Source organism: Desulfobulbus elongatus DSM 2908, assembly GCF_000621145.1.
GTDB classification, from domain to species: Bacteria; Desulfobacterota; Desulfobulbia; order Desulfobulbales; family Desulfobulbaceae; genus Desulfobulbus; species Desulfobulbus elongatus.
In genome coordinates this window covers 1-15066 of sequence record NZ_JHZB01000038.1, presented here as the reverse complement: position 1 = coordinate 15066, position 15066 = coordinate 1, and the positions used below count along the sequence as shown (strand labels likewise).

General features: G+C 64.7%; 19 protein-coding genes. All 19 read right to left on the bottom strand.

Annotated elements, in window-relative coordinates; genetic code table 11:
* Entirely contained in the window at positions 1-2640 is a 2640-nt protein-coding gene (locus Q362_RS0115010) for a tape measure protein (protein WP_084312828.1), read from the bottom strand.
* Entirely contained in the window at positions 2633-2767 is a 135-nt protein-coding gene (locus Q362_RS24760) for a hypothetical protein (RefSeq protein WP_281172901.1), read from the bottom strand. Before Q362_RS24760 ends, Q362_RS0115010 begins: the two co-directional genes overlap by 8 nt.
* A 56-nt stretch (positions 2768-2823) precedes the next feature.
* The gene (locus tag Q362_RS0115000) at positions 2824-3267 is read right to left on the bottom strand and encodes a hypothetical protein (RefSeq protein ID WP_028319345.1); all 444 of its coding nucleotides are present in this window, start codon (positions 3265-3267) and stop codon (positions 2824-2826) included.
* A 3-nt stretch (positions 3268-3270) separates the two neighbouring features.
* Positions 3271-4239 (bottom strand): phage tail tube protein, encoded by a 969-nt coding sequence (locus Q362_RS0114995; protein WP_028319344.1) that lies wholly within the window; start codon positions 4237-4239, stop codon positions 3271-3273.
* 2 nt (positions 4240-4241) lie between these two features.
* Complete coding sequence (locus tag Q362_RS0114990; RefSeq protein WP_028319343.1) at positions 4242-4658, bottom strand: Gp37 family protein; 417 nt, start codon at positions 4656-4658, stop codon at positions 4242-4244.
* The gene (locus Q362_RS22415) at positions 4658-5092 is read right to left on the bottom strand and encodes a gp436 family protein (protein WP_051554371.1); all 435 of its coding nucleotides are present in this window, start codon (positions 5090-5092) and stop codon (positions 4658-4660) included. Before Q362_RS22415 ends, Q362_RS0114990 begins: the two co-directional genes overlap by 1 nt.
* Positions 5093-5095: 3 nt before the next feature.
* Complete coding sequence (locus Q362_RS21005) at positions 5096-5410, bottom strand: HI1506-related protein (RefSeq protein WP_028319342.1); 315 nt, start codon at positions 5408-5410, stop codon at positions 5096-5098.
* A gap of 38 nt (positions 5411-5448) precedes the next feature.
* Positions 5449-6342 (bottom strand): Mu-like prophage major head subunit gpT family protein, encoded by an 894-nt coding sequence (locus tag Q362_RS0114975; RefSeq protein ID WP_028319341.1) that lies wholly within the window; start codon positions 6340-6342, stop codon positions 5449-5451.
* A 40-nt stretch (positions 6343-6382) separates the two neighbouring features.
* A complete protein-coding gene (locus Q362_RS0114970) occupies positions 6383-6787 on the bottom strand; it encodes a hypothetical protein (RefSeq protein WP_028319340.1) in 405 nt (134 codons plus the stop codon).
* 36 nt (positions 6788-6823) lie between these two features.
* Positions 6824-7825, bottom strand: coding sequence for a phage protease (locus Q362_RS0114965; protein WP_028319339.1), 1002 nt, complete (start codon positions 7823-7825; stop codon positions 6824-6826).
* 117 nt (positions 7826-7942) lie between these two features.
* Positions 7943-8476 (bottom strand): phage virion morphogenesis protein, encoded by a 534-nt coding sequence (locus Q362_RS22410; protein ID WP_051554370.1) that lies wholly within the window; start codon positions 8474-8476, stop codon positions 7943-7945.
* 107 nt (positions 8477-8583) lie between these two features.
* The gene (locus Q362_RS22405; RefSeq protein ID WP_051554369.1) at positions 8584-9795 is read right to left on the bottom strand and encodes a PBECR2 nuclease fold domain-containing protein; all 1212 of its coding nucleotides are present in this window, start codon (positions 9793-9795) and stop codon (positions 8584-8586) included.
* Complete coding sequence (locus tag Q362_RS0114945; protein ID WP_028319338.1) at positions 9788-11365, bottom strand: DUF935 domain-containing protein; 1578 nt, start codon at positions 11363-11365, stop codon at positions 9788-9790. Before Q362_RS0114945 ends, Q362_RS22405 begins: the two co-directional genes overlap by 8 nt.
* Complete coding sequence (locus tag Q362_RS20985) at positions 11365-13008, bottom strand: phage protein (RefSeq protein ID WP_035216975.1); 1644 nt, start codon at positions 13006-13008, stop codon at positions 11365-11367. The genes Q362_RS0114945 and Q362_RS20985 overlap by 1 nt, the downstream gene beginning before the upstream one ends.
* Complete coding sequence (locus tag Q362_RS0114935) at positions 13008-13574, bottom strand: DUF3486 family protein (RefSeq protein WP_028319337.1); 567 nt, start codon at positions 13572-13574, stop codon at positions 13008-13010. Before Q362_RS0114935 ends, Q362_RS20985 begins: the two co-directional genes overlap by 1 nt.
* Positions 13571-13867, bottom strand: a complete 297-nt coding sequence (locus Q362_RS0114930) for a VpaChn25_0724 family phage protein (protein WP_028319336.1) — start codon at positions 13865-13867, stop codon at positions 13571-13573. Before Q362_RS0114930 ends, Q362_RS0114935 begins: the two co-directional genes overlap by 4 nt.
* Positions 13864-14286 (bottom strand): hypothetical protein, encoded by a 423-nt coding sequence (locus Q362_RS0114925; protein ID WP_028319335.1) that lies wholly within the window; start codon positions 14284-14286, stop codon positions 13864-13866. The genes Q362_RS0114930 and Q362_RS0114925 overlap by 4 nt, the downstream gene beginning before the upstream one ends.
* Positions 14283-14498, bottom strand: coding sequence for a TraR/DksA C4-type zinc finger protein (locus tag Q362_RS0114920; RefSeq protein ID WP_084312824.1), 216 nt, complete (start codon positions 14496-14498; stop codon positions 14283-14285). The genes Q362_RS0114925 and Q362_RS0114920 overlap by 4 nt, the downstream gene beginning before the upstream one ends.
* On the bottom strand, positions 14498-15001 hold the full coding sequence (locus tag Q362_RS22995; RefSeq protein ID WP_084312822.1) for a hypothetical protein: 504 nt from the start codon (positions 14999-15001) through the stop codon (positions 14498-14500). The genes Q362_RS0114920 and Q362_RS22995 overlap by 1 nt, the downstream gene beginning before the upstream one ends.
* Between the last annotated feature and the right edge of the window lie 65 nt (positions 15002-15066).

Genomic DNA, 15066 nt, shown 5'->3' with positions numbered 1-15066 from the left:
TCAGTATCCCCCCGGTCCCCGGGACATGCCATACGTGTTCTGGAATGCCGCCGGGATCGCGCCCCTGCCGGCGGTGATGTCCCCGGCGATGCTGCCCTTGATCTGTTCCACGAAGATATCGAGCACATTCACCCCGTTTTCCTCTCGCCGCTGCTGCTGTCCGCCCTTGCCGGCCGATTCGATGACGTTGACGACCAGGGTCGGCGCCGCGCCGCTGGCCTCGACGCCGAGGTTGCCGGATCTGGTCCGGGTCAAGGGCAGGATGGCCTCGGGGCCGCCCTCGCCCATCAGGCCGACACCGTGGGCGAAGGGGAAGAAGGTCGGCCGGGAGACGATGCTGTTGGTGTAGGCGGCGAGCCCGGGCGCCGCGAAGACGTTGCCCTTGGCGCTGCCGAAAATGGCATCGTAGGTGAAATTGCTGCTCACGGTCGAGCCGGCGGCGGCATTGCCGCCCATCATGCCGGACAGGACGGAGCCGAGGCCGCTGGCCAGCGGCCCGGTGATGGACTGCTGCACGGCGATGCGGGCGAAATCGCGGAGGATCGACTCGACCAGGCTCGAGACCTCCATTTTGCCGGTGGCCACGAAATCGGCCAGAGCATCGGCGGCGCCGTCGAACGCGCCGACGATGGCATCGTGAATGGCCTGGCCGGAATACTGTGCCTGGTCAGCCACGTCCTTCAGGGCCTGCTTGGCCGCCTCCCATTCGTCCTGCATGCGCAGCTGCCGCTGATACTGTGCCAGCTGCAGCGTGGTCTGGGCGATGGCCTCGGCCTGGGAATTCCAGGCGGTGATCTCCTCCGGAGTCGACTTCTTCATCTCCGACAGGACCTGTTCCTGTAGCTGGAGTCGGTGCCTGAGCAAATCGATCTGGAACGGCAGGGCCTCGTTCTCGGTGAGCTGCCCCTGGGCAATGGCGATCTCGATTTTGGTGCCGTTGATGGCCAGCGCGCTTTCCTGGGTGGCGCGTTCGGCATCGAGCATGGCCTTGGCGTACTCACCGGCCTTCTTTTGGGCGGCCTCCAGTCGCCGAGTGGCCTCGGCCAACCCGGCCGCGTACCGTTCGGTTTGGTGGCTCGGGTCCATCTGATCCAGGGCAGCCAGGGCAGCGTTGTATTCGCGCTGCGCCTCCTCCAGGGGCAACAGGCGGTCGAGGACATCCTGATATTCCTTCTGCCGCCGGGAGGCCTCCTGCGCCGCCTTCTTTGCGGCCGACTCCGCGGCCTTGTTCTCTTTCTCGGCCAGCTTGGCCCGCTCACTCTGGTACTTCTGCTCGACCAGGGAGCGCTCCTCGGCCGTCTTGGCGCCGGCCATGGCCGCGTCCCGATCCTTTTTCAGGGCCTGCTCCCTGGTCTCGATGTAGGCGAGCGTCTCCTGCCGCATTTTTGCGGTTATGCGCATCGAGCTTTCCGATTCGTTCTTGACCCCCTGCATTTGGAAGGTCTGCCGGCCAAAGGCTGCCGAGACGATATCGATCTTCGCGCCGGCCTCGCCGGTGATCCAGGGCGAGCTGGTGATGCTTTTGAGCAGATCCTGTTGGCGGGCCAGTTGCCGCTCCAGACCGACCAACTGATTTTTCTCGTAGTCGGTGTCGGCGCCGCGCGAGGTGCGCAGGGAGATGGAGTCGTTGACGCGCTTGATTTCGTCTTCCAGTTCCCTGATCTGCGCCTTGATGCCCGGCACCTTGCTGATAGTAGTGGCCACCACCCGGTCGACCGAGGCCGCGCCGGCCTCGGCCATCATCTCGGCACCAGCGACGGCGGCGGCCGTCGCTTCCTTGAACTGGCTGAAAAATGCAAAGATGCTGTCCTTATGCTGGTCAATGGCCTTGGCCACGCCGATGATGGCCTCGGCAATGCCCTGGGTGGCACCGGTGGCCTCGTTGGCGTCGCTGACCAGGTCGCCCAGCACATTTTTCAGCACGGTCCCGGCCTGGCCGACGGTCTTGGGCATCTTGTCGAATTCGGCGTTGACGTCGCCGGTCCCGGTCAGGATCGCCTCCACCAGCACGTCGGCGGTCAACTGCCCGTCCTCGGCCATGGCCCGCAGTTCACCCCTGCTTTTGCCGGTATGATCGGCCAGCAGTTGCATCACCCGGCTGCCCTGCTCGGCCACGGAGTTGAATTCCTCCCCGCGCAGCACCCCGGCTGAGAACGCCTGGGTGAGCTGGATCATGGTGGCCGACCGCTCGCTTTCGGTGGCGCCGGAAATGATGAATGCCTTGTTCAGCGTCTCGTTGATGGTGAGCAGCTTGTCCTGCTCCAGGTTGAGATCCCTGGTGTTCTGCGCCAGGCGGGCGTAGCTCTCGACATTGGACAGATACTCGGTGCGGGTGCGCTGGGCGCTGGCATAGAGCTGGTCCTGCACGGCCGTCAGCTCCGCGCTGGATCGGGTCACCAGCCGCAACCGGCCTTCGGCCAAGGTATAGGCGTCGGCCATCTCGATCGCTCGGCGGGCGCCCTCGGCCGCCAGTGCCGCCCCCAGCCCCTTGGCCACCGTGCCTAGCAGGGACATCTGGCCGCCCAGCTTGCCGGCGGCGCCGCCGGTCCGGTTGAGATCCGCGTTGAAATCGTTCAGCGCGGCGTTCGCTTCGTTTTTCGCCTCGATGATGAGGCGCAGCTTCATGTCCTTGTCAGCCATCGTTCATCAATTCGTGGATGGTGGCGGGGTCGCAGTGGGCGCAGTCGTCCTCGCCCAGGGCGCGGCAGGCCCGGCAGTATTGTTCGCTGGGAGACGATTGCTCCTTGAATCCCAAAAAATGCAGCACGGCCTCCCGATACAGAAGATCGCGCTGCTTGTAGCGGACATAAGGGCGGACCTCATCTAAGGTGTATCCCCAGAGGATGGTGTCTCGTTGGGTGATGTCTCCTCCGGCGAGGAGGAGGACGGTGGCGTCGATCCAATTCCCCCGGTCGTCGGAGCCAGGACGATCAGGCCCCGGAGCCTGCCGAACAGCTTGGCTATGGCCGCCGCCGGGGTTAAGGCGAAAAAATCGTCGATCACCTTTTCCGTCGTGACGATGTCCAGGTGCTCGGTGAACTCGGCCTCCAGGGCTGCCAGATCTTTGTCGCGGTGGAGCACGCCCTCGGGCTGGAGCACCACCGCCGCGCAGCGGGCCAGGCGATCGCCGATCAGCCCGGCCACCTGGGCCACGCCGGCGCCGGCAGGGAACGACACCCCCCTCATGGCCTCGAGCAGTTGCCCGATCTGGCCGAGCACCAGGGTGCGCTGGGTATAGGTCTGGCCGTTGATGGTATAGCGTTCCATGGCTTACTCAATTGTGGACGTCGGGCTTTTGAGGGTGATCTGCAGGGCGCTGGCGCCGGCGGCGCTGCCGTAGTAGCCCACGAACGGCAGCTCCACGACAATGCCCTTGGGGCCGCTGATCGGCGGCGCTTTGGGCGAGAAGGTCAGCTCAGGGATGAAGAATTCCAGGCTCTCGTTGCCGGCCGTGCCGGTGCCGGTTCCCCGGCCGAAAATCATCTTGAGGCTCGAGGTGGCATCCTCGATGGCCTTGGTGTACAGAGCCAGGTTCGTGAACCGTGCTCGCAGCGTGCCGCTGACCGAACACCGACCCTCGGGGATGTCGGCGCGCTTGCCCTGGCCGCCGAGCAGGTACTGGTCGCCGTCGAGATCGTTGCTGATCTCCAGGTCCACACCGGTGACGTCGGCAATGGCCATGCCACCTTCCTGCAGCGTGCCCAGGGCAAAGCCGTCGAACGGCATATAGGTCAGATCCGCAGGCGTGGCATCGAACGCGGCCGAGGCGGTCACTTCCTGGGCCCCCATGATGCCGAAGGTCATCTTCTGGGCGCCGAACGGGGTGATGCTCACTTTGAGCGAGCCGATCTTGCAGCCGAGGTAGCGGAAATACTGGTCGATGTCCAAGAAGCCCTTCTCAATGAGAAAACTGGGCAGCTCGGCGCCGATGGTGAACACGTGGGTGTAGGGGCTCGCTGCGCCGGCGGTATCGACCGCGCCGAGCAGCCCGAGAAAGAGTAGGCCGTTGTACGCCTGCATGTTGACCGCCAGCTCGCCGCTGATGTCGTCGCTGCCGCGGGTGGCCTTGGTGGGATTACGGTTGCCGCGCAGGGTATCGTCCTGCTCCTGGCCGCGGTTGAGCGCCAGGGTGCAGCTCGAGTAATAGAGCAGCTGCGCATCGGGCGAGGACGGCGCGATGCCGAAGCTCTCCTCTTGCTGGATGGTGACCTGGCTGCGGGAGCCTTTGGCGTGTGTCATGTTCAATCCTCCGTGTCGAGATGAAAGTCGGCGCCGTAGATCAGCACGCCGTTTTTGCTTTTGAGAAATTCGACCGCCTCGGGCCAGACATGGTCGTTGCCGATCTTGTAGCCGGCCAGGGCATCCTGCACCGCCGCAATCAGCTCCAGGGCCGCGCCGTCTGTGGCCGCAGCACTCTTCCGACCCGAGACCGCGATCAGCACCGTCCAGACCTGCCGGGTCGGCACCGGCTGCACCGGCGCCCCCAGGGTTTCCTGCTCGCCGTATGCCGTGCCGGCGTACAGCAGGTGCAGGCCAGGCTTGGGCGAAGTGTCGCGGAACAACTCCTCGATGTCGCCGGCAAAGGTCTCCACCGTGCGTGCCTCATTCATGGTTCTGAGTTGTGCCAGGATGGCCGTCTGCGCCGTTAAAAGATCCATTACATCCCCTTTAAAGCGCTGCGGGTGAACAGCCGACCGGGACCGATGAACATGGCCCCGGCATTGGAGCTGCCGCTGGCGTCCGCCTCGGACACGCCCGGCAGGTGGGCCTCCTTGGCCGCGATCCGGCGCAGCAGGCTGCGGGCGTTCTGGGCCGCACTGGCTACTGATTTCGGCACGTCGATGTCCGGCCGGCGGCCGTAGAGGATCTCCACGGCCAGGTCGAGCGACAGCCGCCGGAGCAGATCCGGTACCGGCGCGACCGGGACCCGGTAACGGCCGGCAAGATAGCTGTCGATCTCGGTGTCGGCGTCGGCGACGGCGCGGTCGATCACGCCCTGGTCGACCTGGTCGGCGCCGGCGTCGTCGGTGAGGTCGATCAGGGTCTGGGCCGGCACCCGCTCCTGCAGGGCGGCCAGGTCGCTATAGGCCATGGCTTACCCCGTCAGCTCCTTGCGCCGGGCCGCGATGACCTCGAGCACGGTCTTGCGGATCTCGCCTTCGGCCAGTTTGTCGAGTTCTTCCGCCGTGGCCGCCAGCCGGGCCAGGGCAATCATGTCCGCCGCCGGCATCGGCTTGTCGGTCAGCTCCGCCTTCGCGGCCTCGGCCTCGAGCACGACCAGCATGGGGTCGGCACGCAAGGCCTCGATCTGCGCCGGGGTAAAGGCACCGTCGGGGTATTCGGTCGACGCCGCCGGATGCGCTACCCCGCACCGGCGGAAGCCGTCTTGCTTGCTGGTGATGATGAGCATGTAAACCTCCTTTGAATGGTCGTTGACGCCCAGGACGATCAGGCCAGCCAGGGCACCTTGAGCAGGTCGACCATCTTGTAGTTGATGTTCGAGTCGCCACCGTTGACCAGCTGCGCCTCCAGGATCGTTCGCGCCTTGCTGTAGTTCGACGGACCGACCACCAGCAGATTCGGCGAGATCCCCAGCGGCTCGCCATAGTCCTTTTTCAGAGCGCCCATGGCGTCATAGGCGGCATTGAAGTTGGCGGCGCTCAGTTCCGCCTTGGAACCGTAGGCCATCTGCCAGAAGCCGAAGCCCACGTTGCACCGGGAATCGACACCGTAGAGAAACTTCTTGCTCATGACCACGTTCTGGTCATCTTCCTTGTTCAGCAGCACGAAGTTCGGCCGCTTGCGGTCCTGGAAGATGATCGGCTTGAGCGGCCGCTTAGTGTCGAGCAAGAACCAGGGATTGCCGGCGCCGGCCTGAACGTTGCTCACCGAAGTGGCGTTGCCGTCCTTGTCGAGCACCGGGTGATCGGAATCGAAGAAATACTGGCCGTCGTAGCAGGCCGTGGCGAACCCGGCCGCCATCAGACCGAAGACCAGTTTGTCCGGATGGATGCGGCTCTCATAACCGAGATTTTCCATCAGCGGCGCGAAGATACCGTACTGATCGTCCTCGTACCGCTCCCGGTCCACGCCCACGGTCAGCTCGAACGATTTGTTCTTGATGGAATAGTCGTGCTGGCTCAGGTTGTGGATGACCCGGTCACCCAGCCATTCCCGCATGCCGGGGATCTGGCCGAGCCAGCCGTAATCCTCTATCAGGGTGCTGGACGGCACAGTGGTGGCCACCTGGCCATACATCGGCTGCACGGAGTCGAAACCGCGCTGGAAGGTCGCCTTGAACGCCCTGGTGGCGCTGGCGATGTTGGACGCATTGATGATCATGATCTCTCTCCTCTATGAGATTGTATGCTATCGCGCTCGATCAGCGCATGTCGACCCAGACGCCCTGGGCGTCGACGTCGAAGATCTTGCCGGCCACGGATCGGGTACTGGTGCCGGACGTCTTGGCCACGGTCTGGTCATCAACGATGTAGCAATCAGCACCGATGTCGGCGGCGGCGATCGCATCGGTATCCGCCGAGTTGGCCCAGCGGAAGATGCCTTTTTCGATTGTGATGCTGACCGCGCCGGCGGTGACGCCGTTGGTGACGCGCTCCGCAAAGCGGCCGACCCCTCGCAAAGTGGTGGCCGTGGCGCCGGGGGTGGCCCGGCCGTTGGCGTCGCGGGCGGCCAGGCCGCCGGCGTAGCAGGTGACCGATGCGGCCACCGGCAGCACGATCCGATCGCCGCTGCGCTCCTTGGTGTCTCTGTCTGCTGTCAAAGCCATGTTCTCTCCCTTCGTTGAGTTATGCGGCGGCAGTGATCAGAGCGCCGTCTTCAGGTATTCTTCCTCGGACAAATCGAGATTCCGGCAAATCTCCTGTTCCTGGGCGTTGAGCGCGGTCTGCTGGCCGTTCTCCGGCTTTTTGCCGCCCAGGCCGGAATCGGGCACAATTTTCGGCGCCGCGGCGATGAATGTGCGGAATTGTTCCAGGCCGCCCTCGGTGCGGCACATGGCCGTGTAGTAGTCCTTGCTTGCCGGCGCGATCTTGCCCTCGGTCAACGCCTGGTTGATGGCGGTCTCGATCTCGCCGTCCAGCTTTTCCTTCTCCGCCGTGGCAATCTTGGCCTCGGCGGTGGCGGCCCGGTTGAGCGCGACCTCGTAGTCCGCCCGAGGCACGAACTTGTCCAAAGGCGGGGTTTGGGCGCTATTGAGCGCGGTCTGCAGGTCGGTCTGCAACCTGCCGATGGCGTTCAGGGCCATTTCCTCGGTGGCGTCCTCGCCCAGGGCGAGTTTGGCCAGAAGTTTCTTGAGCATGGTGTCCTCCTCCGATTGCTCGTGGTTGAGTGCCGTAAGCGGCAGGTTGGGTTTGTTGGTCAGGCCGGCGCTGGATATGCCGACGATGACCATGGTCTTGGCGTCATAGGTCACCGCCGGGCTGATGTAGCGGTACTCGCGATTGAGCACCGCCGCCTCACCGGCCGGTGTCCATGACCTGATCGCGGCGGTGATCCGCCCGTCCTGCTCCACCCGCAGGTCATGCAGCCAGGCAGCCGCCGGGGCCGGTTCGCCCTTGGGCGCCTTCAGTTCGGTGGCGTGCTCGACATCGAGCACCAGGTCGATGCCGGTCCCGTTGACCCGCTCGGCCACCGCGCCCGGGTTGGGGTTGTTCCAGGATCGACCGTCACGCCCCACGATCCTGTTGCCGGCGGGCAGCAGGTCGATCCGCTCCGGCAGACCGCTTTCCGTTGTCTCAAAGTTGAGCGCCAGCGGCAGAATGATCCGCTCAACGGTGCCTCGACTCGATGCTGCTCGCCTGGTCATATATGTCTCTCCCTCCGGAACCGCGTTTAAACCGTCTTTAATTTCCCCTGTATTCGATCGTCCGGCCGCGGCGCCCATGGTGGCCCTCGGCGCGGGGTGCTGCCAAATGAGGCCGAATCACGGGCTCCCCTCCAAGTAGTCCTCCACGATCTCCAGGATCGCGTCGCGGTCCTGGAGCGACACCCCCAGAAAACGCCGGGGCGGGATCTTCGAGCCGGGGTGGTTGACCTGCCGCACCGGGTGCGCGGCGCCCGGCCAGGCCAGGGCCTTTTTCGTTCGTGCCCGGATGACGTGCGCCCTGGTCTTGCCGCCCAGCTGTTGGATGGCGGCATAGATCCGAGCGGTGCCGATCCGGACCCCCTGCTCGTCGGCCTGGGGGTGAATGGAGTCGGCCAGGTAACCGCGCGCCCGGAGGATTTTTGGGCTCATGCCCCGCGCCGCCTTGGCGGCCAGGGTCGCCGGTTGCAGTGGCTGCCACGGATGGCCTTCCGGATCCACCTGGCGGCTGAACCGGTCGATGGTCGAATTGGTCAGCTCCTCGCCGATGACCTTGTAAGCCGGAGCCATCCGGCCCACCCGTTGCCGCAACCGCGTCAAGGACAGCCGCACCGAGCTATCTTCGTACCTGATGTCGATGGATACGCCTGCCATTTGACAAACCCTTCAGGTTCAGTTATTTTTCGTTCAAATAGGGCGGGTTGGGCCGTAGCCCCGACAACCCGTTCTGTTACCCGCTCTGCTACGGAGAGAGCGAGGGTTCACTCCTCTGTCAGTTCCCGCCCCCACAACATCCGCCCCACCCGCTGGTTGTTCTGGTATTTCCGGTTCGGGCTGGCGAACATCGTCCACGCCTCCAGCGTCCCTCCGCGGACCTGCGTCACGATGATGACCGCCCGGTCCTTGTTCGTGCGGATCACCTTCAGAAAGCGCTGCCGCAATTCCACCCGTCCCGTGCCCTTGTGCCGTTCGAAGGAGATCCAGATCTCGTAGGGATGCTCGATCGTCTCGCGGATCAGGGGCAGATACGGCGTGCGGGCCGCCAAGTCGCCGGCGATATGATCGATGAGGGACTCGGCATGCACCAGTACATGGGCGCCGGCGGGCGCGGTGTAGATAGCCTCCTCTCCCCCCAGGATCTGCTGCAACGCCGCGATGGCCTCTTCGCGATCGATGATCACCGGCCCGAGCTGCGCCAGCGGCTCGTCCACCGGGATCCGTTCCGGTCGGCCGAAGGTCATCCAGTCGCCGGGCGACATCCGCTCCCACGCCTTGCCCATCATCTTCCGCCACTCATCCATGGCCTCGTCCGACAGCCGTTTGCCCCAGGCCGCCTCGCCCACGTTGTAATCCCAGCCCTGGTCGATTCCGACCGGCGCGCCGGTCTTGGCATCGATCTCGATCGGCGGGGCCTCGTCCGGCCCGGTCTTGCCCAGGCGGTGCAGGCCGCGCAGCGAGAGCGTCTCGATCCAACAGGTGCAGCCCCAGCCGTTCGGCGTGTAGTGGGTCGACCACCACGGATGATCGTACCGCAGCACCAGGCCGTCCCAGGACAGGTGGATCAGGCGGGGGTGCAGGCTGTCGCCGTGGCGGTACCGCCAGTACGGCCGGGCGGCCAGCACGTCCGGGTCGGTCATCTGCTTGTACCGGCCGGCCATGTAGGCGGTACGCAGGTTGGTGTCGTAGATCACCCTGGTGCGCCAGCCGCGGCTGCCGTTGTAGCTCCAGCCGTACCGGCTGACGATGGCATCGAAACCTTCCCGGAACTCTTCCAGGGTCGTGCCCTGGGCAATGCCCTTGAGCAGCGCCGTCTGGAAATCGCACAGCATGTCGTCGCGCATGGCGCCGGCAATCATGAAGCCGCGGGCATGCATGCCCCGCTGCAGATCGTCCCAGCGCCGCGTCGGGATCCGCAGCTTGTCGCGGAAAAACTGCTCCGCCTCCTCGAAGGGCAGGGAGCCGTACTCAGTCATCGTCCGCCTCGTCGAGGATCTCGGCCCGGCCCGACATCTCGGCCTGGAGCATGGCCCGGCCCAGGGCGGCGGCGCTCGGGGAGACGGGCACCCGCTCGTAGATATCGATCAGCCTGGCGGAGGCCTCCTCCAGACTGGCCGAATCCTCCAGCAGCCGGTAGACCGCCGCCACCATGTCCGATCCGTCGGCAGCGGCCATGGCCGTGGCGGCGAGCAGGGTGTCCGGAGTCCGCGCCTGGCCAACCTGGGAGCGGTTCAGCGCCGCCGGCGTGCGGCCGCGATTGTTTGTCTCTTCCTGCGGCGCCGGTTCGGGCTGCGGCGCGCTCTGCGGCCGGAGCAGATCCTCGGGCTTGGCGTTAGGATCCGGATCGGGCAAACCGAGCTTGTCGCGCAGCACCGATTGCTCGACCTTGAGGCCGAGCGGCACCAGCTTCTCCACCGCCTCGACCAGGGCCTTGACATCCTCCGGCGGGACGGCCCGCAGCTGGATCTCGGGGTACTGGTCCTGCGGCCCGAAGTTCAAGTCAATGAACGGCCGCACCAGGTCGCGGTTGATGGTTTCCTCCAGGGCCTCGGCGTCATCGTCGCGGATGTCGTCGCGCACCTCGGCCTGCAGCTTATCGTCTCCAAGCCGGCCCGGCGTGCCCGAGCTGGAGGCGGTCTGGCCGAGGATGCCCTTGCTGACCTGGTCGTCGAGATAGGTGGCCAGGGTCTTGAAAAAGTCGGAGGAACCGCCCTTGTTGCCCGCCTCGATCAGCTCGACCTGCATCGATTCCGGAAAGACCGCCGCCGCGTCGGTGCCGAGGTTGGCCACCGCCATCTTGAGGATGGCGATCTCGTCGTCCTTGGCCGAGGGGCCGTACTTGCCGAGGCGCAGCGGCATGCCGAACACCTCGGCGAACGCCAGCCAGTCCTTGACGCCGTAGCCCTTGCACAGGTAGGCCCAGGCCGCCAGCCGGGCGATGCCGCCCCGGATCGGGATGCCCGACTTGCCGTGGTGGATGTGGGTGATGAACTTGTACGGCGCCAGCGCCAGGCCGTTGAACGCATCCAGCTCGTCGCGCAGCCGGATCTCGCTTCGGGTCGCCTGGTCGAACTGGAAAAACCTGGGGTCGCGCCACTTGTAGAGCTGCGGACGCCATTGGTCGCCGGTGCGCCACATGATCTCCACCACCGAGAAACCCTTGCCGATGGCATCGAGGGAATCCTTGAGCAGGGCGCGGAAGCCGCCGCGCTTGACCAGGGTACGGACCGCATCGGCCAGTTCCTTGTCGCGGGGCGAATCCGTGGCACTCTCCACCGTGATCGGCAGCCGGGACACGGCCAGCTTGCGCTTGCTCAGCTCGGCCGCGTAATGGAGGTCGCGCTCCTCCATCTCCTCGGCCAGGGTCAGGTAGGCGTGGTGATCGCCGTCGCCGGCTGCCATCAACAGCGCGGCCAGGCGCTGCGGGGTCAACCCGCTGGCCACGGTGTCGTTCCAGATGGTCCGCACCCCGGTCAGGCTCGGCGCTGCGTGCTCGCGGGTCAGTTCCCCGGTCTTGACCGGTCGGTCCAGATAATCGTAGAGCATCACCACAACCCCTTGCCGGCGCCCAGCCCGGCTGTCACCCGGATCGGCCGGTCATCCCGATCGTCTGATCGATTGCTCACCGAATGATAGGCGTATTCGACGGCCGGGATGCGGCTCGCGAAATATCCCAGGACCAACGCGATCGCCGAGTCGCCATGCCGCTTGAACTCCGCGTCCTTGGTATCCTGCTGGCGTAATTTCGGCAGCTTGATGATGCCGTCGATCATCTCCAGCGCCCGCAGGTCGTTGAGCACGTCGGCATCGCGCATCAAATCGATCATCTGATCTTCGAAAGCCTGCTGGAAGGGCACCATGTTGGCGCGGTACCAGGTGTCGTTCAGCATCACTTGCTGTATCCGATCCAAGCCGAATTCCTCGGCGGTGTACTCGGCCAGGGTAGCGCCGTTGCCGGTGGCGTCCATCGCTCCGCCGATAAACCGTGGCAATTGGCGGATAGCGTGCCACAGGATCTGTGTCTGATGCCTGGTCGGCACATCCTTCATCTCGATCATGAACGGGCAGCGCCGGCGCAGATCCTGCTCGATGGACAGCGGAGCGAACACCGCAAAATCGCCGTGCCGGGCATAGTCGCTGCCAAAGGCGTGCTGGCGTTCCTTATCGAGTGTCGCCAACACCGGATTCAGATTGATCCTGATCCACTCAGCCACCCATGAATCGCGGTACGGCAGAGATCGTGGCACGAAGTCGGCCGGCAGCGCCAGGCGCAGGATCGGGCGGACTTCTTTCATGCTCTGTTCGATCAGCACCCCGGGGATAGCGACCCCTGAGCCCTCGCGCGGGATGGCGTCCAGTTCTTCGCGCATGGCGGCGGTATTGGTACCGTAGCCCTTGCGGACCTTGTCGTACCAGGCCTGCTTTCCCTCGGCCGTCGGCTGCCAACCCTTGACCAGGCAGACCCGTTCGTACAGCCCGTTTTGGACCGCATCGTCAAAGGTGCAGTGGAACACTTTAAACGATGCCAGTCCGGCCCGGCTGTCGCGGATCAGCTGGTTGAAGGGGTTCTTCATACCGTTGTGCGTGCTGATGATGCGGATCTTGCCACCCCAGATCAGCAGCGCGGTACAGGCGTCGATCACCGCCTGGACGTTCTTGTGGAACGCCGCCTCATCGATATTGACGATGCCCTGCAGCCCGCGAATGTTGGCCGGGTTGCTCGACAGCGCCACGATCTGAAAGCCGCTCAAGAACCTGATGCGATAGCTGGTGATCTGTTTTGATGTCCCGTCCTCCTGCTGATCCTCGAACAGGAAAACCTCGATGCCGTCCCAGCCTTCAGCCATCGCCATCGCCATGATCTTGGCCATCTTGGCGCAATAACCGATATATTCCAGGCCCTTTTCCTTGGTGTCGCCGACGTAGTAGACGTTGTCGCCGCCAGCGAGCTTGTTGCTGGAGGCGGTGATGGCGTCATCGAGCGCGGTAGAGTAGGTGATGCCCGTCCTCCGCCCCTTCTCGGCAATGTTCAGATCCTCCTCATGGATCTGTTTGATCCACTGCCGCTGATGCAGCATCAGGACGCCCTCGGCCAGCGGGTCCAGCCCAGCCGGGATCTCGCGCACCGATGGCGGCAGCTCTTCGGAGTCTATGGAGATGACGCGGATGACATCGCCGGGGCGGGTCATTACTGGACTCCCAAGACCTGTTGCCGCCAGAACGCGGCCTGTTCGGCGGTCAGCCCCTGTTGCACGGCAGCCTTCTCGACCACCGTAGCGGCATCGCTCAGGGCCTGCTTGCGGATCTCGGCCTCGCGCTTGACGTTCAGGGTGCTGCTTGCCTCCAGCCGCTGCGCTGCGAGGGCCAGGGCCTTGAGCTGATCGATGACTCCGGGCAAGCTCTCTTCCGACAGGTCGGCGTCCTGGAGCTTCAGCGCGAGGTCGAACGACAGCGTCCGCAGCGTCTCGTTGACCAGGTGACCGAGTTGCCCCTGGGGCGCGGCGCCGAGCTTGCCGATCCACATCTCGGCCACCTCGCGGGACTGGCGCAGCTTCTCGCCGACTTTGCGCATCTCCAGATCGTAGCGGTTGACCGCGCTCTTGCTCACCCGCTCCTCATGTCCTGCGGACTCCAGGATCTCGTTGATCCTGGCTGTTGCCTCCAGTTGGGTGACGCGGGGATCGCGCAGCAACTCCTGGAGCCGGTCCCGGATGTCGTCCGGCAGGCGATCGATGGAAGAGGCGCGGCCGCTCATCTCATTGGCTCCGGCCTTTTGACGCCGGGGACGATCACCGCGCCCTCGGCCACATCCTTGCCGCGTCCGGTGAGCTTGGCCACCGTGGTGCCCCCTACGTTCTGCAGGTCGATCAATCCCTGTTCTTGCAGCCATCCCAGCTCGGTGCGCAGCTTGTCCCGGCTCACGGCGTGGCCCAATTGCGCCAGCATAGCCCGTAGCACATGCTCGTTGTGCGCGTAGTCCGTGTCCTGGGCCAGGGATTGCAGCGCCACCAACCGCAAGTCAGCCGCCAACAGCTCCGAGAATTTCATAAATCCACCTTCAGCAAGTGTTGATTCATCAAGTCGACCGCACGGTTGATGCCGGCCAGGCGGCCATCCATGCGCCCCATCTTTTCGTTCATGTCGCCGATCTGGCGGGTGAGCATGTCGATTTCCTTTTTTCCAGGCAAGTGCCTGAGTTCCGCCTGCACCGCGATCATTCCCCGGTCGAGCTGCCCGGTCTGGTTCTGGTGCGAGGAGCATTTTTCCTGCATCTCCTTGACCGCCGTCTCCATTGCATCGACGCGGGGCACATGCTCCTGTCGCCACGATTCCAGCTCGGCAAACCGTTTGACGATCTTGGCGCGATGCTTGTTCCACCAGACATAGATGCCGATCGCCACCGTGGCCACCGTCTGGCCGACATCCATCCAAAACCGCAAAGCCGTATAGTCCAGCCACTCTATCATCGGCCCTCCCTCATTCGCCGCTCGAATCGTTGTTGGCAGAAGACGCATCGGGTACAACCTGGAGCCGCCTGGCGTCTCGCCTCGGGAATGGGCTCGCCGCAATCGTCGCATTCCTCGGCGGATTCGCCGTGCGGCAGGGCGTAGGCCCGCGCCGCCAGAAGGTGCCGCAGCTCGGCCTCGCGCAGCTCCTGGGCGATATCGACATCGTCCATCAGGCCGCCAGCTTCGTCCCCACAAGGGGCAGACGGTCGGCGGCGGCTTCCTGGACGATGCGGATAACCTCCCGGATCACCACCATCCGGCCCGACGACGGAATGTCGGCGGCGGCCAGTTGCTCGGCGATCCGCGCTTCGATCAAGCCGACCAGGTCGGTAAACGATGCCGCCGTGACCGGATCGAGATCGAGCTTCGCCGTCTCTCCGGCGACCGCGTCCCTGATCATGGCAACCGACGCCACCGCTCCGGATTCGTCGGCCAGAATGGCCAGCAACGCAGTGGATACGGCATAGGCAGGGGCAATGGTTTCCGGTTTTGCCGCCATGGCCAGGCCGACCGCCACCCGGATGGTGGCCGCCTCGACCGCGTCGATCTGGCCGTTGCCCAAAGTCGACTGCCCGCTGTTGGGTTGGCACCCGAAAAACGACACGGTCAGGGCGAGCATCGCGCCGACGATCAACACCCCCAGTTTGCAATACGTCTTGCCTTGGTCGGTCATTGTGTTTCCTCACGTTTGCGGCGCTTCCAGCGCCAGATAGTGTGCAGGGCCTGCAACCAGGCCAC